General features: G+C 63.2%; 20 protein-coding genes. 11 read left to right on the forward strand and 9 right to left on the reverse strand.

Features of this window, described 5'->3' with window-relative positions; translation table 11 throughout:
* Positions 1 to 268 precede the first annotated feature (268 nt).
* The 9 genes from ACCQ08_RS14960 to ACCQ08_RS15000 all read left to right on the forward strand — a co-directional run bounded on the left by ACCQ08_RS14960 (position 269) and on the right by ACCQ08_RS15000 (position 4,345).
* Entirely contained in the window at positions 269 to 508 is a 240-nt protein-coding gene (locus ACCQ08_RS14960; protein WP_373450244.1) for a hypothetical protein, read from the forward strand.
* Positions 505 to 672, forward strand: a complete 168-nt coding sequence (locus ACCQ08_RS14965) for a hypothetical protein (protein WP_373450245.1) — start codon at positions 505 to 507, stop codon at positions 670 to 672. Before ACCQ08_RS14960 ends, ACCQ08_RS14965 begins: the two co-directional genes overlap by 4 nt.
* Before the next feature lie 13 nt (positions 673 to 685).
* Entirely contained in the window at positions 686 to 1,078 is a 393-nt protein-coding gene (locus ACCQ08_RS14970; protein WP_373450246.1) for a hypothetical protein, read from the forward strand.
* Positions 1,075 to 1,314 carry a hypothetical protein gene (locus tag ACCQ08_RS14975; protein WP_373450247.1) on the forward strand — a complete coding sequence of 80 codons (240 nt, stop codon included), beginning with the start codon at positions 1,075 to 1,077 and terminating at the stop codon, positions 1,312 to 1,314. Before ACCQ08_RS14970 ends, ACCQ08_RS14975 begins: the two co-directional genes overlap by 4 nt.
* Positions 1,295 to 1,756: a hypothetical protein gene (locus ACCQ08_RS14980; protein ID WP_373450248.1), complete on the forward strand. Its 462-nt coding sequence runs from the start codon at positions 1,295 to 1,297 to the stop codon at positions 1,754 to 1,756. Before ACCQ08_RS14975 ends, ACCQ08_RS14980 begins: the two co-directional genes overlap by 20 nt.
* Complete coding sequence (locus ACCQ08_RS14985; RefSeq protein WP_373450249.1) at positions 1,753 to 2,265, forward strand: hypothetical protein; 513 nt, start codon at positions 1,753 to 1,755, stop codon at positions 2,263 to 2,265. The genes ACCQ08_RS14980 and ACCQ08_RS14985 overlap by 4 nt, the downstream gene beginning before the upstream one ends.
* Positions 2,266 to 2,323: 58 nt before the next feature.
* Complete coding sequence (locus ACCQ08_RS14990; protein WP_373450250.1) at positions 2,324 to 2,659, forward strand: hypothetical protein; 336 nt, start codon at positions 2,324 to 2,326, stop codon at positions 2,657 to 2,659.
* A 50-nt stretch (positions 2,660 to 2,709) separates the two neighbouring features.
* The gene (locus ACCQ08_RS14995) at positions 2,710 to 3,819 is read left to right on the forward strand and encodes a phage Gp37/Gp68 family protein (RefSeq protein ID WP_373450251.1); all 1,110 of its coding nucleotides are present in this window, start codon (positions 2,710 to 2,712) and stop codon (positions 3,817 to 3,819) included.
* A 199-nt stretch (positions 3,820 to 4,018) separates the two neighbouring features.
* Positions 4,019 to 4,345 (forward strand): helix-turn-helix domain-containing protein, encoded by a 327-nt coding sequence (locus ACCQ08_RS15000; RefSeq protein ID WP_373450252.1) that lies wholly within the window; start codon positions 4,019 to 4,021, stop codon positions 4,343 to 4,345.
* Here the strand turns inward: ACCQ08_RS15000 and ACCQ08_RS15005 are convergent.
* On the reverse strand, positions 4,260 to 5,483 hold the full coding sequence (locus ACCQ08_RS15005; protein WP_373450253.1) for a tyrosine-type recombinase/integrase: 1,224 nt from the start codon (positions 5,481 to 5,483) through the stop codon (positions 4,260 to 4,262). The two genes, ACCQ08_RS15000 and ACCQ08_RS15005, sit on opposite strands and share 86 nt — an antisense overlap.
* A gap of 334 nt (positions 5,484 to 5,817) precedes the next feature.
* Positions 5,818 to 7,542 (reverse strand): diguanylate cyclase domain-containing protein, encoded by a 1,725-nt coding sequence (locus tag ACCQ08_RS15010; RefSeq protein WP_373450254.1) that lies wholly within the window; start codon positions 7,540 to 7,542, stop codon positions 5,818 to 5,820.
* Between the two features lie 575 nt (positions 7,543 to 8,117).
* Here ACCQ08_RS15010 and ACCQ08_RS15015 point away from each other — a divergent pair.
* Positions 8,118 to 8,387, forward strand: coding sequence for a DNA-directed RNA polymerase subunit alpha C-terminal domain-containing protein (locus ACCQ08_RS15015; RefSeq protein ID WP_373450255.1), 270 nt, complete (start codon positions 8,118 to 8,120; stop codon positions 8,385 to 8,387).
* 253 nt (positions 8,388 to 8,640) lie between these two features.
* Here the strand turns inward: ACCQ08_RS15015 and eda are convergent, their stop codons facing one another.
* From eda to ACCQ08_RS15030, 3 genes are all read right to left on the reverse strand, one after another.
* Positions 8,641 to 9,282 (reverse strand): bifunctional 4-hydroxy-2-oxoglutarate aldolase/2-dehydro-3-deoxy-phosphogluconate aldolase, encoded by a 642-nt coding sequence (gene eda, locus ACCQ08_RS15020; RefSeq protein WP_312457918.1) that lies wholly within the window; start codon positions 9,280 to 9,282, stop codon positions 8,641 to 8,643.
* Positions 9,267 to 11,114: a phosphogluconate dehydratase gene (edd, locus tag ACCQ08_RS15025; RefSeq protein ID WP_373450308.1), complete on the reverse strand. Its 1,848-nt coding sequence runs from the start codon at positions 11,112 to 11,114 to the stop codon at positions 9,267 to 9,269. Before edd ends, eda begins: the two co-directional genes overlap by 16 nt.
* Before the next feature lie 136 nt (positions 11,115 to 11,250).
* Positions 11,251 to 11,784: a gluconokinase gene (locus tag ACCQ08_RS15030; RefSeq protein WP_373450309.1), complete on the reverse strand. Its 534-nt coding sequence runs from the start codon at positions 11,782 to 11,784 to the stop codon at positions 11,251 to 11,253.
* Positions 11,785 to 11,972: 188 nt separating this feature from the next.
* Here ACCQ08_RS15030 and ACCQ08_RS15035 point away from each other — a divergent pair, with 188 nt between their 5' ends.
* Complete coding sequence (locus ACCQ08_RS15035; protein ID WP_373450256.1) at positions 11,973 to 13,046, forward strand: LacI family DNA-binding transcriptional regulator; 1,074 nt, start codon at positions 11,973 to 11,975, stop codon at positions 13,044 to 13,046.
* A 12-nt stretch (positions 13,047 to 13,058) separates the two neighbouring features.
* Here ACCQ08_RS15035 and ACCQ08_RS15040 read toward each other — a convergent pair whose 3' ends face one another.
* The 4 genes from ACCQ08_RS15040 to ACCQ08_RS15055 all read right to left on the reverse strand — a co-directional run bounded on the left by ACCQ08_RS15040 (position 13,059) and on the right by ACCQ08_RS15055 (position 18,764).
* Positions 13,059 to 13,829 carry a YdcF family protein gene (locus ACCQ08_RS15040; RefSeq protein ID WP_373450257.1) on the reverse strand — a complete coding sequence of 257 codons (771 nt, stop codon included), beginning with the start codon at positions 13,827 to 13,829 and terminating at the stop codon, positions 13,059 to 13,061.
* Positions 13,830 to 13,912: 83 nt separating this feature from the next.
* A complete protein-coding gene (gene accC, locus ACCQ08_RS15045; RefSeq protein ID WP_373450258.1) occupies positions 13,913 to 15,961 on the reverse strand; it encodes an acetyl-CoA carboxylase biotin carboxylase subunit in 2,049 nt (682 codons plus the stop codon).
* Positions 15,962 to 16,011: 50 nt separating this feature from the next.
* Positions 16,012 to 17,217: a hypothetical protein gene (locus tag ACCQ08_RS15050; RefSeq protein WP_373450259.1), complete on the reverse strand. Its 1,206-nt coding sequence runs from the start codon at positions 17,215 to 17,217 to the stop codon at positions 16,012 to 16,014.
* Positions 17,218 to 17,231: 14 nt separating this feature from the next.
* On the reverse strand, positions 17,232 to 18,764 hold the full coding sequence (locus tag ACCQ08_RS15055) for an acyl-CoA carboxylase subunit beta (protein ID WP_230777196.1): 1,533 nt from the start codon (positions 18,762 to 18,764) through the stop codon (positions 17,232 to 17,234).
* Positions 18,765 to 18,823 lie beyond the last annotated feature (59 nt).

Raw genomic sequence — 18,823 nt, forward strand, 5'->3', positions numbered from 1 at the left:
CTACCACCGCGGACACCCCGGCTTTACCACTTGCGACGCCCAGCGCGCCCAACAGAGGGAGGGCCAGTGATGCGAGCCCTAGCCCTAACTCTGCTGCTAACCGGCTGCGCAAGCACATGGCAGCCCTTTTCAGATGATGCCATTGGCCAGGCCAAGCTTGCAGCCTATGAAGCATGCATGGCTCGTCATCTGCTCCAAACCCAGAAGGCTGAGGACCGCTGCTTGCAGGTTGCAAAGCGGGCAGCCCAGGCCAAGAAGGAGGATTGAGATGCCCGAAAAATGCCGACGCGCCAAGGGCGCAACCCTGCAACTCTGCGACTCTGCTGCAAATGCGCTCTCGGCAGAAATGATACGACTGCAGAGCCTGGTGGATAGAGAAACGCAAAAGCGGCGCCAACGCTTGGCAATCGTGGTGGGCAAGAAATGTGCGCCCCTCTACTACTGCCCCTGGTGCCGAGCCGACATCGATACGACACCACGCGAGCCCGCCCCCAAGGAAGCACCATGATCCGACTACTCCGATTCCTGCTTACCGGCGACTGGCACTTGCATCAATGGGGTGAGCCAATCGTCAAGGGTGAATACGCCGGCAGGACAAAGAGCACCATCTCTGGCGCGTATCACGTATGCCGCTGCAAGCACTGCGGCAAATACAAGAAGTTCGATTTTTAAGGAGGCCAGCACCATGACCGACAAGACAGAAGCACAGCCCGAAGCGCTGGAGCTGGCCGACCGCCTGATGGGCAACGCACAGATCGACGAATGCGAGGGCTGCAACCCTCTCGTGATTGCCCTGGAGCGAGCGGCCGCCGCCGAACTGCGCCGCCTGCACGCCGAGATACAGCAGTTCAAGGCCCAGCTATCAGCGCGGCAGGCTGCGCCGGATGGGTGGCGCCTGGTGCCGGAGTCGCCAACAGAGGAGATGCTGGATGCCGCTCATGCAAGTGACTGCGAATACAGCAAGCGTGCATTCGGTGGAAGGATGCACATGCCACAAGCGGCAGAGGACCATTGGCACGTCATGCTCTCAGCCGCCCCGCCCCCTCCCGATCGGGATCCGCTGAAAGGCGGCAAATGAGCATGCGCTATATCCGCCGCTACTACAAGGTGCCGGCCCGCCGCGGCGCGCGCGTGGAATACACGGGCGAGCAGGAGCCACAGCAAGGAACCATCACGAGCTCGGAAGGTGCCCGCCTGCGCGTCCGCATGGATGGGGAAAAGCACACCGGGATCTATCACCCCACCTGGTGCATGAGCTATCTACCAGCAGGTGCACAAGCAGAAAAGGAAACCCATGGCATTCCGACCCCTTGAAGTAGGCGACGTGGCCACAGACAGCGCCAAAGGCCCCGGCATCGTCACTTTCGTGAGCCCCTCAGGCCTGCACCACGTCAACGGCGTTGAAGTATGGTGGCTTGACCGCGATGATGGAGCCGTCTTCGATCGGTTTTACAAGCGCGGCAAGCATCTGGACATGCGCGCAGCAGCGCAGCCCCCGGCCCTGCCGCCCCGACCGGTGGAACAGGTGGAACAGGTGGAACAGGTGGAACAAGCCGATGACGAGCCACAGCACTGGAAGTTCATCGAGTTCAACACCACCCGTGCAGCTCGCGGTGCGCCAGCAGCCAAGGTGGAGGTGGACCCGGATGGTGAATGGCTTTGGATGACGCCCCTGGACATTCGCCTGAACATCCGTGACCACGGTGAGCACCTTGAGCTGCGCAAGGCCCTGGCTGCGTACAGGGGGATGGCATGACCGAGAAAAAGCCCAACCTGATGTCAGAAGTCGCGCAGGCCCAGTTGGCAGTCGCTGGCGCTTTGGATCGCATGGACCAGCGGGTGAACACCTGGCTTGTGCTGCTGGGGGAGGATCAAGACCACTCCATCACTGCGCAGGCGGCCCGCGAGGACATGGCCACCATCCGGGGCGCATTCGCCACGCAATACAACGGCACATGCTTCCATGAGGTGCTGCATCAGCTTGAGGCACGGCCCCCGGTATCCCGAATGGATGCCTTGGCGCCCCCGAGTCCAGCGCCAGCACCAGGCCAAGAGCTGGACTACGCCGCCGTGCTGGCCGATCTGCAGCGCCTGTGCAAACACCACGGGGTTGCGCTCATCGGGTCTTGCTACGCCGAAGGCATCTTTGGCGAGATTGAAATCGCCCGAGCCTCGGCCGCTGCTGTGTTCAAGCCCCGAGATCCCGACCAGCTGCAGAAGATTGGCGATGACGTGTTTGTGACCGCCATCGGCATCCCGACCTAACCCCCCAACACCACCACCGGCCCCGCACTCGCGGGGCTTTTTCATTGGAGCCATCGACATGATTACCCAGGAAACCGCTGCACTGATTTATCAGGCCTACCGCGAGATTGAAAGCGGCCTGAAGATCCTTGAGGATATGAAAACCATCCGAGAGCGCCAGGGCTTGGACAAGCACGCCCCAACCATCAAGGACGCTTTTGGCCGCCCCCGGCACCTCCAGCTTGGCATTCCCTCTGGAGAAAACTCTCATCGAGTGCTGGATGTAGACCCCGTGCTCGCTGAGTCCGTCATCAGGGCCCACATCGAGAACAAGCGCGCAGAGCTGGCCAGCGTTCAAGAACGCGCCCGAATTGAGCTGCAAAGTCCTGCAATCCACCCCGTCCCAAGCGCGTAACCCGACACCAGCCCCGCCACCCAGCGGGGCCTTTTCATTTGGAGGCTCACATGGCCGAAAACACCAAGATCGAATGGACCGATCACACATTCAACCCGTGGGAAGGCTGCCAGAAGGTAGGCCCCGGCTGCGACAACTGCTACGCCGAAACCCGCAATGCCCGCTATGCCGGTGGCCAGGCCATCAACTGGGGGCCAGGCGCACCCCGGCGCCGCACCAGCGCCAGCAACTGGAACAAGCCCCTCATGTGGAACAAAAATGCCGATGCGTTTATTGCCGAGCACGGCCGGCGCCAGCGCGTGTTCTGCGCCAGCCTCGCGGACGTGTTCGACAACGCCGTTGATCCGCAGTGGCGCGCCGACCTTTTCAGCCTGATCGCCCAGACGCCAAACCTGGATTGGCTGCTACTCACGAAGCGCATTGGCAATGTGGGTTCGATGCTTGCACAGCTGGCGCACGGCAGCGACCCAGATCTGTCCTTGCGTGACATGATGCCGCTGCCCAATGTCTGGATCGGCGCGACCATCACCACCCAGGCCGAGGCCGACCGCGACATCCCGAAGCTGCTGGCCGTGCCTGCGAGCGTGCGCTTCCTGTCCATGGAGCCGCTGTTGGGGCCCGTGGATCTGCGCAACGTGGCAGTCCCGGAGGAGCACGACCGCCTGCGCCGTCCTTGGGATTTCGAGGGGTTCAAGTTCAATGCGCTGGCCGAGCACGACGACGACCGCTTTCACCAGGCCCCAGCGACACTCGACTGGGTGATCGTCGGCGGCGAGAGCGGCCCCGGCGCGCGGCCTATGCACCCCGACTGGGCACGCGGCCTGCGCGATCAATGCGAGGCCGCAGGCGTGCCATTCCTGTTCAAGCAGTGGGGCGAGTGGAAGCCCATCGGCCAGATGGAGGAATCCGAGCATCGGGCTCTGTACCGGTCCAACGTGAAAGCGAAGCCGCATGAAAACCAGGACTGCCTGGATGACTGCTACGGCCGCAGCTGCACCGTCCCGGAGACGATTGCTCATTTCGATGGGTCGATGCACGGCGTGACGGAGCCGATGGCTTTCCTGCACGGGACTGGCGCCATGCAAACATTCAAGGTCGGCAAGAAGGCGGCCGGCCGCCTGCTCGATGGCCGCACCTGGGACGGCTTCCCCCAGCCATGAGCGCCAGCCTTAGCACGGTGGACATGCCCGAAGACCGGGCATACCTGGCCCACCACTTCAAATGCCGCGCGTGCTGCGCCGCCGGCAAAACACCAGGCCTGCAGCAACGCTGCGTCCAGGGCCTGGATCTCTGGGAGGCCTATCTGAAGGCCGCTCCACCCCAACCTCCTTCTCGCCCAGAAGGGCGATCGAGACAGCTATGAGCAAAGAAACCATCACCGCTGAGCAGTGCGCTGAACTGCTGAAATGCACCACAGCTCAAGTAGAAGAGCTCACCCGCAAGGGCGAACTTCCTGGCATAAAGTTTGGTCGCAGCTGGATTTACGTGAAGGTCGATTTGCTGGACTATCTGGCGGAACGTGCGCGCGCCGAGGCGGCGGAACGTCGACTTGACCTCCAGAAGCGCCTGAAGCAAGCCAGTGCCAGCCTGGCCCCACCCGTTAAGCCGCGCCGGAAGACGCCCCCGGCTCTCCCCCAGGTGTTGCATATGATGACCACAGGCGCTGTGCAAGGTCAACGCCCCTGAAGCTGGCATATCGCTGCGCCATCAGTGACCCTGGCGTCCAACCCATGATCTTGTTCAACTCCTCCAGACGGAATAGGTCACGTCCGTCTGCGTCTTTCAGCTCAAGCCATTGGCATGTGGCTTCGTGCCGCAGGTCATGCTCATGCAGCCCTTCAATCCCCATGTACTCAAACGCGATACGGAAGCGGAACGAAAGTCGCTGGCTCACCGTCTTGAACCCCTTAACGCCATCTTCTTCCAGGAACGGGAAGAACCAGGCCCCGGGAAGCATCGCACGCGTGGACAGGTAGACAGACAAGGCCTTGTGAACCTCGGGCCGCATGGGCACATCCCTAAAGCTCACCTTCCCCCGCCACTGCTTGGAGCTCTGCACCCGAATCACCTTGGCTTCCATATCCACCTGGCCGCGCTTGAGCGAGAAAGCCTCCTGCAGGCGCATTCCCGTGCCCACGATCAGCAGGTAAAGCGTGAGCAGCGCATTGCCGCCGCGAAGCTCCAGACCCCGCTCCCGATCTGGCCGCTCATACCCTGAGAGCACCTTGACTATTTTCTCGTGCTCCCCCGGGCGGAGGCGACGGTCGCGCGTCTGCGTCACCTTTTCGCGCCCACCTCTGGCCTTGGCCAGCTTTGTGTCAACTTCGGTATAAGTGGAGTAACCCTTGGGCAAGAGCTTCACAGGGTTAGCGATGGTCAGTCCTGGGTTATGGCGCTGGTACTCATCGAGCGCGCGGCTCAAGGCCTGCATGCGGTGCTTGATAGAGCATGGCGAGAGATTCTTTTCCACTTTGAGCATCCTCAGGTAGCCCGTCACCCAGGCGTAATTGGCTTCAGACAGCTTTGTGGTGCCCACTTCTCGCGCAACTGTGCGAAGGGTCAAAAGCTGGGTCGGTGCAGCGAAGCCACTTTCTTCCCATTCGCCAAGTATCCGGGTGAGCCGAACCTCTCGCACCGGGCCGGTAGGCGCCAGCAACTCTTGAGGCGGCGGCATGTCTGCCCCTTTCATCAGCTTCCATTGCTGCGCGTATGCAATGGCTTCATCCTCTGTATCGAAGGTGAAATACTTCCGGCCACCTGGCAGCGATGGATGCCGCAGACCTATCTCCCACTTCCCTGACGGCTTCTGTCTAGGCTTGGCCATGCACTCTCCCAAAAAATTCATTCAACTGGATTTTGACACAGATGTGTTGAGATTCAGCCGCCATTTTTTGGCGTCTTGAGGCATAGATGAGGCAGTTTGAGCCTAATAATAGACGCCATTAAAATACTATCTTATTGATTTTATTAGTTTATTTTTTACCATCTATTTCGATAAGGTGGCTACAAGATTGAACTCATTCAACGTGCCGAAGGTGGCGAAGGTGGCGGTCTGCGTTAACAGACCCTGGGCCGCTTGACAGCAGGCCTCTCACACCCCCAAGCCAGGCCCCGCCTGGCTTTTCTGCTTTCAGGCCCTCAACGGCCCATTGCGCTGGTCAACGGCTATGGCCGCTGCGCTGCTTGTTCTTGTACATGTCCAGGTCCGCGTGCTTGAGCAGGCTTTGCGGATCGGCACCATCGGCCGGAAAGATGGCCTGCCCGATGGAGGCGCCCAGGTGAACCACCACCCCCTCGGGCAAGCCCTTCAGCGTCTGCAACGCCGGTGCGAGGGCTTCAAGAATCTTGGCTTTTACCACCTGGATCTGCGCATCGCTGTGGACGCCCTGCAGCACGGCGACAAACTCGTCCCCTCCCAGGCGTATCAGCACATCGTTGCTGCGCAGTACTTCCTTGAGGCGCTGCACCACCTCGACCAGGGCCAGGTCACCGTTGTCATGGCCCCAGCGGTCATTGAGCGGCTTGAACTGGTTCAAATCAATGAAGAGAATCGCAAACACGGCAGGCTTGCCGCTGCCGGGCCGGGTCAGGGTTTCCAGAATGTGGTTCAGCGCGCTGCGGTTGGCAGCGCCGGTGAGCGCATCCGTAAACAAGCGGTGCCGCATATGGTGGACATTGTTGGCCAGTTCGCCAATCTCGTCGTTGCGTTCCACGCCGATCGGTACATCGATTTCACCTTGCCCGACACGGCGCACCGCATAGGTGAGCGAGCGCATGTCCTTGGCCAAACCGCCAAAGATGCGCAACCCCAGTGCCAGCGCACTGCCCAGCGCAAGCAAACCCAAGGCGACCACCAGCACGACATGGACGCGAATGCCAGCCAGCATCTGCTGGTGCGGCACGGCCACCACCGCCAGCCAGTTCAGGCCCGCCTCATCGGTGACGCGGCGGTAGGCCACTTCGATCGCATGGTCCTTGGCGTCAAAGATCAGCGCCGTGCGAGCCACCTCGTTGGACTGCGAGAACTCGTTGACCAGCTGCCGGTACACCGCCTTCAAGAGTGGATTGCCCGCGCTGGCAGCATTGACCCGGCTGGGCGGCTGCTCACCGCTCTGGCGGATATTGTCCATGCCCGTGCCGGCAACCAGGTCGCCATTGGGCTCCATGAGGAATGCCTGTGCCCCTTCGGACAAATGCAGGCCATCGACAAAAAGCCGCAATTCCTTCAGCGAGACATCGGTGGCCACCACACCAACGGGCTGGCCGTCCCGCCCAAACACCTGCCGCGCCCGCGTCATCACCAGGTCCTTGGCATTGAAGTCGATGTAGACAGGCGTCCAGATATGGCCAGCCACGCCCTGCGCAAGCCGGTACCAGGGACGGGTGCGCGGATCGAACAGATGGGACTCTTGGGACAGAAAGATGGGTTCAGCCTGAATCCCCGGCAGCAGGTAGAGGCTGCGCACGTCCTGCGCATGGAGCTTGATGCGCAGCTCCGCCTGGGTTGCATTGCGGCGCAGCAGGCCCATGCCCTGGCCATGGCGGTTGCCGTAGTAGACATAGTCGCCCCGGTGCTGTGTCAGCGACGTGGCCGCCCACAGCCGGGTGCGCAGTGCAGGCATATCGTCCTCGATCCGGTCAGGCGCCTGCAAACCGGCCGGAAAGCTCGCCTCGATGATGGAGCCGGAACTGAAGACATGCCGGTCCACTGCCTGGCTGATGCGCTCGGCCATCTCCACCATCAATTGCTGAGACAGCATCGAGACCGTCTTGCTGCCCGTCCAGTACCACAGCACGCCCAGCACCCCGGTCAGCAATGCGATCAGCATCACAAAAGGCAAAATCAAGGTGATCGTCAACGACGAGGCTTTACGAACGGGCATAACCAGACAGTAGTAGGGCGCGGATAGCACGCGGCGGGCAGCCAGGGATATTGATACTCTCCGCCCATTCTTACTTTAACCGTTTTTATGGATTACATAGCATGATAGACCTGCGTAATAACCCAGCACCGGCCAGCGCAGCGGTGACAACAGCCCTAGGCAAACCCTGTGATTTTCTGGTCCTTGGGCAGGCCCTCTCACCCATTACCTGCAGTTTGGTTAAAGGATAGTTGCGCTGGAGATTCATTTTTTAGGAGGAAAATACCGCTGGGAAGAAACGCAGACATTCCACCCCGCACATCGCTGAGTATATGCGCACAAATACATTTAATTACATTAATGTGGCGCAAATCAATCTCTCATCGGCAGAAATCGCCCGCCTCTGAGTTACAAATTAGCTATAAGCTGATAGAATGAATGAATAACAAAATGCGATTTAGCATGATTTGTATCCATTCCTGTCTCGTTGGGGCAAAGGCTTGGGCATCGCAACTCCCGCTGAAGTAGCAGTTGCCTGGTCCCTGTCTTCACTCCAACGACGGACGTTGCCGCTTTGTTTATAGATTGATGATCCCATGGCCACTGAACTCCTCCTGAACAAAAGGCTCTCTCGCAGAACCCTCAACAGCCTGGGGCGGCACGCGATCACCACCATGGATCAGGTGGTCGAAGCATATCCCGAGCGCTTGCTCAAGCTCAATGGTGTGGGCATGACGGTACTGCGCGATATCGAGCGAACGCTGTTTCCCGGACAGCAGTTCCAGCCGCATTCCGGCCGCTACAAGGCGTGGACCGAAGATGCCTCCAGCCATTCCCGTGGGGATCAGACTCAGTCCAAGGAATAAGGGCCCCACGGGGGCAGCCTGCACCCTCGGCACTCGCGTCGCTGGGCAAATACCACATACCAGGCAGCGCTGTGCGGCGCGATGCCCAGCTGCGCCGCCTTGGTCATCCAAGAACGGGGTGGAAGCAGATGGCGCTGCAGCAGCCAGTCATGGCAGCATCGCGCTTGGCATGGCCTCCAGCGCCCGCAGGCCCTGAGAGGGGCCAGGGTAGGTAGCAGGCGCACAGCTTATCCGCACGCCTGCGGCTGCGCGGTCAGCCCTTGTGCCGCAAGCCAGCGGCTTCGCGCGCCAGCAAGGTGATGTGCTCCCAGTCGCCGCGCTCCAGGGTATCGGTGGGCACCAGCCAGGAGCCTCCCACGCAGACGACATTCTTCAACGCCAGAAACTCCGGCGCGTTGGTGGGCGTGATGCCGCCAGTGGGGCAAAACCGCACTTCGGCGAAGGGGCCCTGCCAGGCCTTGAGCATGTTGATGCCCCCGGCTTGCAGCGCGGGGAAGAACTTCAGTTCCTGGAAGCCATCTTGCTGCGCCTGCATGATCTCGCTGCTGGTGGCAACGCCAGGCAGCAGCGGCAAACGGGCCTCGCGGCAGGCTTGGCCGACGCTGGAGGTGTAGCCAGGGCTGACCGCAAAGCGGGCACCGGCCGCTGCAGCCGCATGCGCATCGGCGGCATTGCGCACGGTACCTGCGCCGACGATCGCCTCCGGCACGGCCTTGGCAATCGCTTCGATCGAGGGCAGGCCTTGGGGCGTGCGCAAGGTCACTTCCAGTACCCGGATACCGCCTGCGACCAGGGCCTTGGCCATGGACACGGCGTGGTTGACATCGCGCAGCACGATCACCGGGATCACCGGTGCATCTTGCATGATCGACAAGGCGGTCAGTTGCTCAGCCATGTGCAGGCTCCTTCTTCTGCGCTCAGCGCATTGCGCCGGAATCCGGCAAACAGTTCTCGGCCCAGACCACGGCCATTGGCGCGCAGCTGCTCGGCCGGTATCGTGGCAAGCGGGCGTGCCTCCCAGACGGCGGCATCCACTTCGGCCTGCATGATACCGGTTTCAGCGTCCAGCAGCACCATATCGCCGCTCTCAATTTTGGCCAGAGGGCCGCCGGCCAGTGCTTCAGGCGACACATGGATGGCAGCGGGTACCTTGCCCGAGGCGCCGCTCATGCGCCCATCGGTCACCAAAGCCACCTGGTAGCCCTTGCCTTGCAGCACGGCCAATGGGGGCGTCAGCTTGTGAAGCTCGGGCATGCCATTGGCTTGCGGGCCCTGCCAGCGCACCACGCAGACCACGCCGTTGTGCCCATTGGTCTGGCAGGCCTGCTCCAGCGCCCCCGACTTGAAGGCCTCTTGCAGCGCGTCCTGCGAGTCAAACACCCAGGCAGGCGCGCGCAGCACATGGCGATCGAGCGGCACGGCGCTGACCTTGATCACGCTGCGGCCCAGGTTGCCGGTCAGCAGCTTGAGGCCTCCGGTGGGACTGAAAGGCGCGCTGACGGGGCGCAGCACGCTGTCGTCACCCGATTCGGTGGCCGCTTGCCACACCAGTTGGCCCGCTTCGACGCGCGGCACACTGGCGTAAGCCGCCAGGCCCTCGGGGCGCACCGTCAGCACATCGCCATGCATCAGGCCTGCCGCCAGCAGTTGGCCAATCACATAGCCTGGTCCGCCTGCCGCCTGGAACTGGTTCACATCGGCCGCCCCATTGGGGTAGACGCGTGCCAGCAGGGGCACGACCGACGACAGCTGTTCGAAATCATTCCAGTCGATGACGATACCCGCAGCCCGCGCCACTGCCACCCAGTGGATCAGGTGGTTGGTCGAGCCGCCGGTGGCCAGCAAGGCCACCATCGCGTTGACAATGCAGCGCTCGTCGACGACGCGGCCAATCGGCGCAAAGCGCTTGCCGGCAGTGATATTGAGCACCGTGCGCATCGCCTCGCGGGTCAGCAGCTCACGCGCCCCATCTGCGGGGTTGATGAAGGCATTGCCAGGCACATGCAGGCCCATGGCCTCAAGCAGCATCTGGTTGCTGTTGGCCGTGCCGTAGAAGGTGCAGGTGCCCGCATCATGGTAAGCGGCCATCTCGGCTTCCAGCAGCTTTTCGCGGCCCACCAGGCCCTGGGCGGCCAGCTCGCGCACCTTGGCCTTGTCGTTGTTGGACAGACCCGAGGTCATCGGCCCTGCGGGCACAAACACCATCGGCAGATGGCCAAAATGCAAGGCGCCGATCAGCAAACCAGGAACAATCTTGTCGCAGACGCCAAGCATCAGCGCCGCATCAAAGGTGTCATGGGTCAGTGCCACGGCGGTGCCCATCGCAATCGCATCGCGGCTGAACAGGCTCAGCTCCATCCCCGGCATGCCCTGAGTCACCCCGTCGCACATGGCAGGCACACCACCCGCCACCTGCGCGGTGGCGCCGTGCTTGCGCGCCTCATCTTTCAGAATGTCGGGGTAGCGCTGCAGCGGCGCATGGGCCGACAGCACATCGTTGTAGGCCGTGACAATGCCCACATTCGGGCCCTTGACCTCAACAATGCGCAGCTTGTCATGGACCGGCACACCCGCCACGGCATGGGCCACATTGGCGCAGCCCATGGAGCGCATCTGCGGCGGCCGCTGGGCCATCGCGTCCAGCTGGGCCAGATAGTCGCTGCGCGTGGCCGCGCTCTTGGCGCGGATGCGGTCGGTCACCGCTTGAAGAACGGGGTGGATCTGCATCATGGGGAATCCTTTGCATTGCCGGGGCCTGCAGCCATGGCTGCAGCATCCCCTTGTTTATGTAATTTTTATAGCACAGCCGCCGCATGCGGCGCTGGCACCAGGCTTTGTCAGCACTTAGAGCCTGTTGACGATCTCAAGGCTGCTGGGCATCGAGCCACTGCTGCACCTGCTGGGCTATGTGCCCCAGTGGGGTGTCGGCATCCACAGTCAATACCTGCGCCTCCTCGCGGGGGTCTTCCAGCGTCGCAAACTGGTTGGCCACCAGCTCGGGCGAGAAGAAATGCCCCGCGCGCTGCTGCACCCGTGCCAGGGCCGTCTCGTAGCTGAGATCCAGAAACACAAAGCCGAGCCGGGCCTGGGACGCGCGCAGCAACTCCCGGTACTGGCGTTTGAGCGCCGAACAGGTCAGCACCACACCCCCGCCATCATCCGCCTCTGCCAGCAACTGCGCCAGACGCTGCAGCCAGCCTGCACGGTCGGCATCGGTCAGCGCAATGCCCGCCTGCATCTTGGCCACACTTTCGGCCGCATGGTAGCTGTCGCCTTCGACGAGGCGCCATCCCAGGTGCGTTGCAACGGCTTCACCGGCGCTGGATTTGCCGCATCCCGACACCCCCATCACCACCAGAGCTACAGGACGCTGACGCGAAGAATCACTAGAGGACATGGTCATTGGGTTAGCGCTATCCAATATAGGTAAAAATAAGCACTGCCCTTGGATGACGCCTCTTGAACAAGCCGATTCAGCAATCAACTTAGCATTTGAGACGGCTGCAGGCACTGCCTTCCTCCCCCATCAAACTGGGATAGCGCTATCATACCGGATATTGCTTGCCGACTCGACCGGAGAATTGCTTGCCCCTGCCCTCTTCCACCCCATTGCCCGCACCAGTGGCCGAGCCCGCTGGCCGCCGCTCGCGCGCCAGCGGCCGGGTCACCTTGCAGGACGTTGCAGATGCCGCTGGGGTGAGCCCGATGACGGTGTCGCGCGCACTGCGCGGTGAGCGCCGGGTGGCTGCTGCGCTGGCCGACAAGGTGCGCGAGGTGGCTTTGCGCCTGGGTTATGTGCCGGATCCGGCCGCGCGCGCACTGGCATCGCAGAAAAGCAACCAGGTGCTGGTCATCGTGCCTTTGCTCAGCAATACCCTGTTTGTGGATTTGATCGAAGCGGCGCACAAGGTGCTGTTTGCCGCCGGGTACCACCTGCTGATTGGGGTATCGCATTACAGCGCCGCTGAGGAAGAGCAGCTGCTGCGCGCCTACCTGCCGATGCGCCCCGCCGGCCTGATGCTGACCGGTTATGAGCGCAGCGCCGGCAGTGCCCAGTTGCTGGCAGCCAGTGGCACGGCCTGCGTGCATTTGATGGAACTGCACCCGGCCAGCGCTGCCGCTGCCGTGCACAGCGTGGGCTTTTCGCAGGTGGATGCCGGGGTGACGATGACGGAGCACCTGCTGGCCCAGGGTTACCGCCGCATCGCTTTTTGCGGCGCCCAGCTGGATGCCCGCGTCATGCAGCGCCTGCAGGGCTACCGCCGGGCCTTGCATCAGGCGGGCCTGGCCGACCCCAGCCTGGAGATCCTGAGTCCCGAGCGCTCGTCGCTGGCCTTGGGCGCGCAGCTGCTGGAGCAGGTGCTGCAGCTGGGCAGCAGCGTGGATGCGGTATTTTTCTGCAACGACGACCTGGCCCAGGGCGCGCTGCTGGCTGCCAACCGCCTGAGGCTGGCCGTGCCCGCGCAAATCGCGATTGCCGGTTTCAACGACCTGCCCGGCAGCGCGCAGATGGTGCCGCCGCTGACCACCATCCACACCCCCCGCAGCGCCATTGGCGCCGAGGCCGCCACGATGCTGCTGCAGCTGGTGCAAGGCCAGCCGGTGACGCAGAACCGGCTGGATCTGGGCTACCACCTGGTGCGGCGCGCCAGCACCTGACGTATTTAGCCGCTACCACTCCCCCAAGACCCAGCTGCTGGCCACCGCAAAGTACTCGCGCAGCCAGACGTTGAACCGGGTCAGCAACGGTGTCGGGGCCGCCACGCCAATGGGCTGGCCAAAGCCCTGGCTGCGGGCAATCTGCAGCGCGCGCCAGAGGTGAAAATCGCTGCTGACAATCGCAATGGGCTGCGCCAGATCTACGCCGCGCTGCAGCAGCAGGGGGCCGGTCCATTCCAGGTTGAGCACGGTGCTGGTGCTGCGCGCTTCCACGACCATCGCCGCAGGGTCCAGCCCATGGGTCTGGGCCAGGTAACGCGCCATGATGGCGCCCTCGCTCTCGTCCTGCCCAAAGTCCACCCCGCCGGTCACCGCCAGCACCGCCTGCGGCTGCAAGGCCGCCAGCTGTGCGGCGGTATCCAGCCGCATGGCCAGCGCCGGGCGCGGCTTGCCGTCTTGCGTTCCGCTGCCCAGCACCACGATCGCAGCCACCGGCGGCGTAGTCGCCGGTGGCTGCCCCAGGCCGGCAATGCGCTGCCAGAGCCAGCCCACGCTGACCACCCACAAGGCCAAGCCCAACCAGGCGGCACGCCAGCATGCGCGGCGCCAGGGCGCAGCCGCGCCCCAGGCCTGCACCGCCCACCAGCGCCAGGCCAGGTAGCCACCGGCCAGGCCCAGCCCCACAGGCACCAGCACCCCCAGGTGAAAGTGCCCGGCCGCCAATGGCACGGCGCCCAGCCCCAGCAGCACCAGCGCGGCCAAGGCCAACAAAGCTCGTTGCATTCCCATTCCCTCGTACATCCTTCCCGGCCCACAAAAAAACCCGCTGCGGGGCAGCGGGTCTGCATGCGGGCAAAGCAATCAGATCATTCGAACTCCAGGATGATATCGTCTACCGCCAGCGAATTGCCCTTGGCGGCACTCACCTTGCTGACAATGCCGTCCTGCGTCGCAAACAGGATGTTCTCCATCTTCATCGCCTCGATGACCGCCAGCTTCTCGCCGGCCTGCACCTTCTGGCCTGGCTGCACCGCCACATCGACCAGCAGGCCGGGCATGGGCGAGAGCAGGAACTTGGACAGATCCGGTGGCGCCTTGTACGGCATCAGCTGGTAGAGCGCGGCGCCGCGCTCGGACAGCACGAGGATGTCGCGCTGCGTGCCATTGTGGATCACGCGCAGCGCGAGCGGGTTCTTGGCCGTGCCGCGCTCGATCTGGGCGGTAAAGGGCTGGCCGTTGCAGGTGCCGTGGGTGACAACATCGCGCAGCACCGCTTCGCTGCTGAACTGGTAGACCTTGTCGCCAATGCTGACCTTGCAGACGCGGGCTTCGTCGTCAAAATCGGTCACCTCGGCCGACACAAAGCGGTGCTGGCCTTCGGCGCCCAGCACCACGGCCGTGTAGCTGTGGCCCACACGTACCTGGTGGCCCAGCATCTGGCCGCTGATGGTGGAGGCTCGCGCGCGGTAGCGGCGGTTGCGGAACATCGCCAGCGCCACCAGAAAATCGGTGTCCTCATGGGGCACGTCCTCGGCATGGAAACCATGGCCATAGTGCTCGGCGATAAAGCCGGTGTTGAACTGGCCCGAGACAAACTTGGGATGGGCCAGCAGCGCTGCCTGGAAGGGGATGTTCGAGCTGATGCCGCGGATCGCAAAGCCGTTGAGCGCCTCGCGCATCTTCGCAATCGCTTCGTTGCGGTCCTTGCCATGCACGATCAGCTTGGCAATCATCGAGTCGTAGTACATGGGGATCTCACCGCCCTCGTACACACCGGTGTCGACGCGCACCCCCTGCAAATGGGTGGTATCGGCCTGCCACATGGTCTGCTTGGGCGGCTCAAAACGCACCAGGCGGCCGGTCGATGGCAGGAAGTTGCGGAACGGGTCCTCGGCATTGATGCGGCATTCGATCGCCCAGCCATCACGCTTCACATCGGCCTGGCTGAAGGACAGCTTCTCGCCTGCCGCCACGCGGATCATCTGCTCGACCAAATCCAGGCCGGTGATGCACTCAGTCACCGGGTGCTCCACCTGCAGGCGCGTGTTCATCTCCAGAAAGTAGAAGTCCTGGTCCTTGCCGACGACAAATTCCACCGTGCCCGCACTCTGGTACTGCACCGCCTTGGCCAGCGCGACCGCCTGCTCGCCCATCGCCTTGCGGGTGGCATCGCTGATGAAGGGCGATGGCGCCTCTTCGATCACTTTCTGGTGGCGGCGCTGGATCGAGCATTCGCGCTCGTTCAGGTAGACCACATTGCCATGGCTGTCGCCCAGGATCTGGATCTCGATATGGCGCGGCTCCTGCACGAACTTCTCGATAAAGATCCGGTCATCGCCGAAGCTGTTGCGGGCTTCATTCTGGCAGGCGGTAAAGCCCTCCAGCGCCTCCTTGTCGTTGTAGGCCACGCGCAGGCCCTTGCCGCCGCCGCCGGCCGATGCCTTGATCATCACCGGGTAGCCAATGCCCTGCGCGATGCCCACCGCTTTTTCTGCGTTCTCGATGGCATCGTTGTAGCCTGGGATGGTGTTGACCTTGGCTTCGTTCGCCAGCTTCTTCGACGCGATCTTGTCGCCCATCGCAGCAATCGAATGCGCCTTGGGGCCGATAAAGGCAATGCCCTCGTCTTCGCAGCGCTTGGCAAAGGCCTCGTTCTCGGACAGGAAACCATAGCCCGGGTGGATGGCCTGCGCGCCGGTCTTGCGGGCCGCATCGATGATGCGGTCGGCCAGCAGATAGGATTCGCGGCTCGGAGCCGCGCCAATATGCACGGCCTCGTCGGCCAGCTTCACATGGCGCGCGTCCTTGTCCGCATCGGAGTAGACCGCAACGGTCTGGATGCCCATGGTCCGGGCCGTGGCGATCACGCGGCATGCGATCTCGCCGCGATTGGCAATCAGGATTTTGCTGAACATGGTTGTCGTCTCTTTGTTGAATCTCTCGGTTGGCCACCCTGCTGCCGTGCTTACGGCAGCGCCTTGTCATGTGCCCAATGCCCGCCGGGCATGAGCAGATAGTCTTCGCAATCGATCTCGCTGCAGCGCGCACTGCCCAGCAGCTGCAGCATCACCTGGTCCTGCGTGCGCACATCGGTCGAACGCCCTTGCACCTCCACAGCCAGCAGGCGGCTGTCCTTGCCCCAGCGGGCAATCTCCTGGCCTTCGACCACGGCTGCCGTGCCGTCCCAGCCATCGCGGTGGGCCGTGCGCACCGTCGCCAGCCTGCGCGACAGGATGCGCTCGGGCCGCACACCCACCAGCACCACCTGGCCGCGCAAGCTGGCCAGGTTTTTGTCCAGGGTAGGCAGGTCCACCACGCGCCGGGCCTGGTACTGGCGCACCATCGCCTGCAGCCGCTGGGCATTGGCGCTGTACTCACGCTGCTGTTCGGGCTGGCCGGCATTGTGCTGCTGCTGCGCCGCTGCGTTGTTGCTGTACTGCTGGAACAGCAGCTCACGCCCCTGCAGCGAGGCCGTGGCCCGCACCACCGGCGCGGGCAGATGGCCATCGGCGTCGGCCGCCAGCTCGAAGCCCTGGTACAGCATCAGCCGCACCAGGTTCTGCGCTGCAGCGGGGCAGGCACGCTGCCAGTGCTGCAAGGCCGCCTGCAGCCACTGCCTGGCCACCTGCTCGGAGCCCAGCGGTGAATGGATGTCCACCAGCACATGCAGCGCCACCGGTGCACAGGCATCGGCCGGCGTGTTGCCACCCAATGCCGCCTGCACCCACAGGCGCCCTCCCTTGCCTTCGCTGTCCGCCAACGGCCCCAGATCGAGCAGCACCTGGCTGTCGGCCAGGGGCCGGGCAGCGCGCGCTGCCGGGCGGCTGAGGAAAATCCCCCGGTCAAAGCGGCCCTGCCACACCACCGGCGCCGCAGCGGCATCGCCGCGCGGCAGCCACTGCGCCCGTCCCTCGCCCTGGGCCAGGCCGTTTTCACAGCCTCCCTGGTACGAGAACACATACTGCGTGGACTGGGCCAGCGGCGCGCCACTGCGAGCGACGCAACCGGTGCCCGGTGCCGCCCGCGAAATGGCAGGGGCTTGCGCCCACGCGGCCCCGGCAACGCCAGCCACGGCCGCGCACAGCAAGCGCAGCGCCAACAGGCGGCGCGCCTGCAATCGCTGCGCCAGCCGCGTTGCGGCCATGCGGGGTGTGGCGGGGGTGGGATGCATCGGGCCTGCGGCGCTTACAGCGGGATATTGCCGTGCTTGCGCCAGGGGTTCTCAAGCTGCTTGTTCTTGAGCATTTCCAGGCTGCGGCAGATGCGCTTGCGCGTCTCGTGCGGCAGGATCACATCGTCGATGAAGCCCCGGGCGCCCGCAACAAAGGGGTTGGCAAAGCGGCTTTTGTACTCGGCCTCGCGCTTGGAGAGCTTGTCCGGATCGTTCTTGTCTTCGCGGAAGATGATCTCGACAGCCCCCTTGGCGCCCATGACCGCGATTTCCGCTTGTGGCCAGGCCAGGTTCACATCACCGCGCAGGTGCTTGGAGGCCATCACGTCATAGGCACCGCCGTAGGCCTTGCGGGTGATGACGGTGATTTTTGGCACCGTGCATTCGGCATACGCATACAGCAGCTTGGCACCGTGCTTGATGATGCCGCCGTATTCCTGGCTGGTACCAGGCATGAAGCCGGGCACATCGACAAAGGTGACCACCGGGATGTTGAAGGCATCGCAAAAGCGCACAAAGCGGGCCGCCTTGATGGAGCTCTTGATATCCAGGCAGCCGGCCAGCACCAGCGGCTGGTTGGCCACAATGCCGACGGTCTGGCCGGCCATGCGGGCAAAGCCGATCAGGATGTTCTTGGCGTACTCGGGCTGCAGCTCAAAGAAATCGCCATCATCGACGGTCTTGGCGATCAGCTCCTTCATGTCATAGGGCTTGTTCGGGTTCTCGGGCACCAGCGTGTCAAGCGACATATCGGCACGGCTGACCGGATCGGTCGTCGCGCGCACCGGTGCCTTTTCGCGGTTGTTCAGCGGCAGGTAGTTGTAGAGGCGGCGCAGCATCATCAGCGCCTCGACATCGTTGTCGAACGCCATGTCGGCCACACCGCTCTTGCTGGTGTGGGTCAGCGCGCCTCCCAGCTCTTCGGCGGTCACCTGCTCATGCGTCACGGTCTTGACCACTTCGGGGCCGGTGACAAACATGTAGCTCGAATCCTTGACCATGAAGATGAAGTCCGTCATCGCCGGCGAGTAGACCGCGCCACCGGCGCAGGGGCCCATGATCATCGAGATCTGTGGCACCACGCCCGAGGCCAGCACATTCTTCTGGAACACATCGGCATAGCCGCCCAGCGATGCCACGCCTTCCTGGATGCGGGCGCCGCCCGAATCGTTGAGGCCGATGACTGGTGCGCCGACCTTCATCGCCTGGTCCATCACCTTGCAGATCTTCTCGGCATGGGTCTCGGACAGCGCGCCGCCAAACACGGTGAAATCCTGGCTGAACACAAAGACCAGACGGCCATTGATCATGCCGTAGCCGGTGACCACACCATCGCCGGGGATCTTGGTCTCTTCCATGCCGAAGTCGGTGCAGCGGTGCTCGACGAACATGTCCCATTCTTCGAAGGTGCCGTCATCGAGCAGCAGCTCGATGCGTTCGCGCGCGGTCAGCTTGCCCTTCTTGTGCTGTGCATCGATGCGCTTTTGCCCGCCGCCGAGGCGGGCGAGTTCACGCTTTTTCTCCAGTTGTTCCAAGATATCTTGCATGTTCCATCCTTGAAGCTTGCTAGGTTGTCTCTCTGTCTTGATCCGGGCTCGCAACCCGG

It is taken from the genome of Comamonas sp. SY3 (assembly GCF_041730275.1).
GTDB lineage: Bacteria > Pseudomonadota > Gammaproteobacteria > Burkholderiales > Burkholderiaceae_C > Comamonas > Comamonas sediminis.

What these genes read in the sequence shown, in the direction of transcription:
- ACCQ08_RS14960 (WP_373450244.1), top strand. Translation starts at nt 269, where the DNA reads ATGCCCGAAAAATGCCGACGCGCCAAGGGCGCAACCCTGCAACTCTGC.
- ACCQ08_RS14965 (WP_373450245.1), top strand. Translation starts at nt 505, where the DNA reads ATGATCCGACTACTCCGATTCCTGCTTACCGGCGACTGGCACTTGCAT.
- ACCQ08_RS14970 (WP_373450246.1), top strand. Translation starts at nt 686, where the DNA reads ATGACCGACAAGACAGAAGCACAGCCCGAAGCGCTGGAGCTGGCCGAC.
- ACCQ08_RS14975 (WP_373450247.1), top strand. Translation starts at nt 1,075, where the DNA reads ATGAGCATGCGCTATATCCGCCGCTACTACAAGGTGCCGGCCCGCCGC.
- ACCQ08_RS14980 (WP_373450248.1), top strand. Translation starts at nt 1,295, where the DNA reads ATGGCATTCCGACCCCTTGAAGTAGGCGACGTGGCCACAGACAGCGCC.
- ACCQ08_RS14985 (WP_373450249.1), top strand. Translation starts at nt 1,753, where the DNA reads ATGACCGAGAAAAAGCCCAACCTGATGTCAGAAGTCGCGCAGGCCCAG.
- ACCQ08_RS14990 (WP_373450250.1), top strand. Translation starts at nt 2,324, where the DNA reads ATGATTACCCAGGAAACCGCTGCACTGATTTATCAGGCCTACCGCGAG.
- ACCQ08_RS14995 (WP_373450251.1), top strand. Translation starts at nt 2,710, where the DNA reads ATGGCCGAAAACACCAAGATCGAATGGACCGATCACACATTCAACCCG.
- ACCQ08_RS15000 (WP_373450252.1), top strand. Translation starts at nt 4,019, where the DNA reads ATGAGCAAAGAAACCATCACCGCTGAGCAGTGCGCTGAACTGCTGAAA.
- ACCQ08_RS15005 (WP_373450253.1), bottom strand. Translation starts at nt 5,483, where the DNA reads ATGGCCAAGCCTAGACAGAAGCCGTCAGGGAAGTGGGAGATAGGTCTG.
- ACCQ08_RS15010 (WP_373450254.1), bottom strand. Translation starts at nt 7,542, where the DNA reads ATGCCCGTTCGTAAAGCCTCGTCGTTGACGATCACCTTGATTTTGCCT.
- ACCQ08_RS15015 (WP_373450255.1), top strand. Translation starts at nt 8,118, where the DNA reads ATGGCCACTGAACTCCTCCTGAACAAAAGGCTCTCTCGCAGAACCCTC.
- eda (WP_312457918.1), bottom strand. Translation starts at nt 9,282, where the DNA reads ATGGCTGAGCAACTGACCGCCTTGTCGATCATGCAAGATGCACCGGTG.
- edd (WP_373450308.1), bottom strand. Translation starts at nt 11,114, where the DNA reads ATGCAGATCCACCCCGTTCTTCAAGCGGTGACCGACCGCATCCGCGCC.
- ACCQ08_RS15030 (WP_373450309.1), bottom strand. Translation starts at nt 11,784, where the DNA reads ATGTCCTCTAGTGATTCTTCGCGTCAGCGTCCTGTAGCTCTGGTGGTG.
- ACCQ08_RS15040 (WP_373450257.1), bottom strand. Translation starts at nt 13,829, where the DNA reads ATGCAACGAGCTTTGTTGGCCTTGGCCGCGCTGGTGCTGCTGGGGCTG.
- accC (WP_373450258.1), bottom strand. Translation starts at nt 15,961, where the DNA reads ATGTTCAGCAAAATCCTGATTGCCAATCGCGGCGAGATCGCATGCCGC.
- ACCQ08_RS15050 (WP_373450259.1), bottom strand. Translation starts at nt 17,217, where the DNA reads ATGCATCCCACCCCCGCCACACCCCGCATGGCCGCAACGCGGCTGGCG.
- ACCQ08_RS15055 (WP_230777196.1), bottom strand. Translation starts at nt 18,764, where the DNA reads ATGCAAGATATCTTGGAACAACTGGAGAAAAAGCGTGAACTCGCCCGC.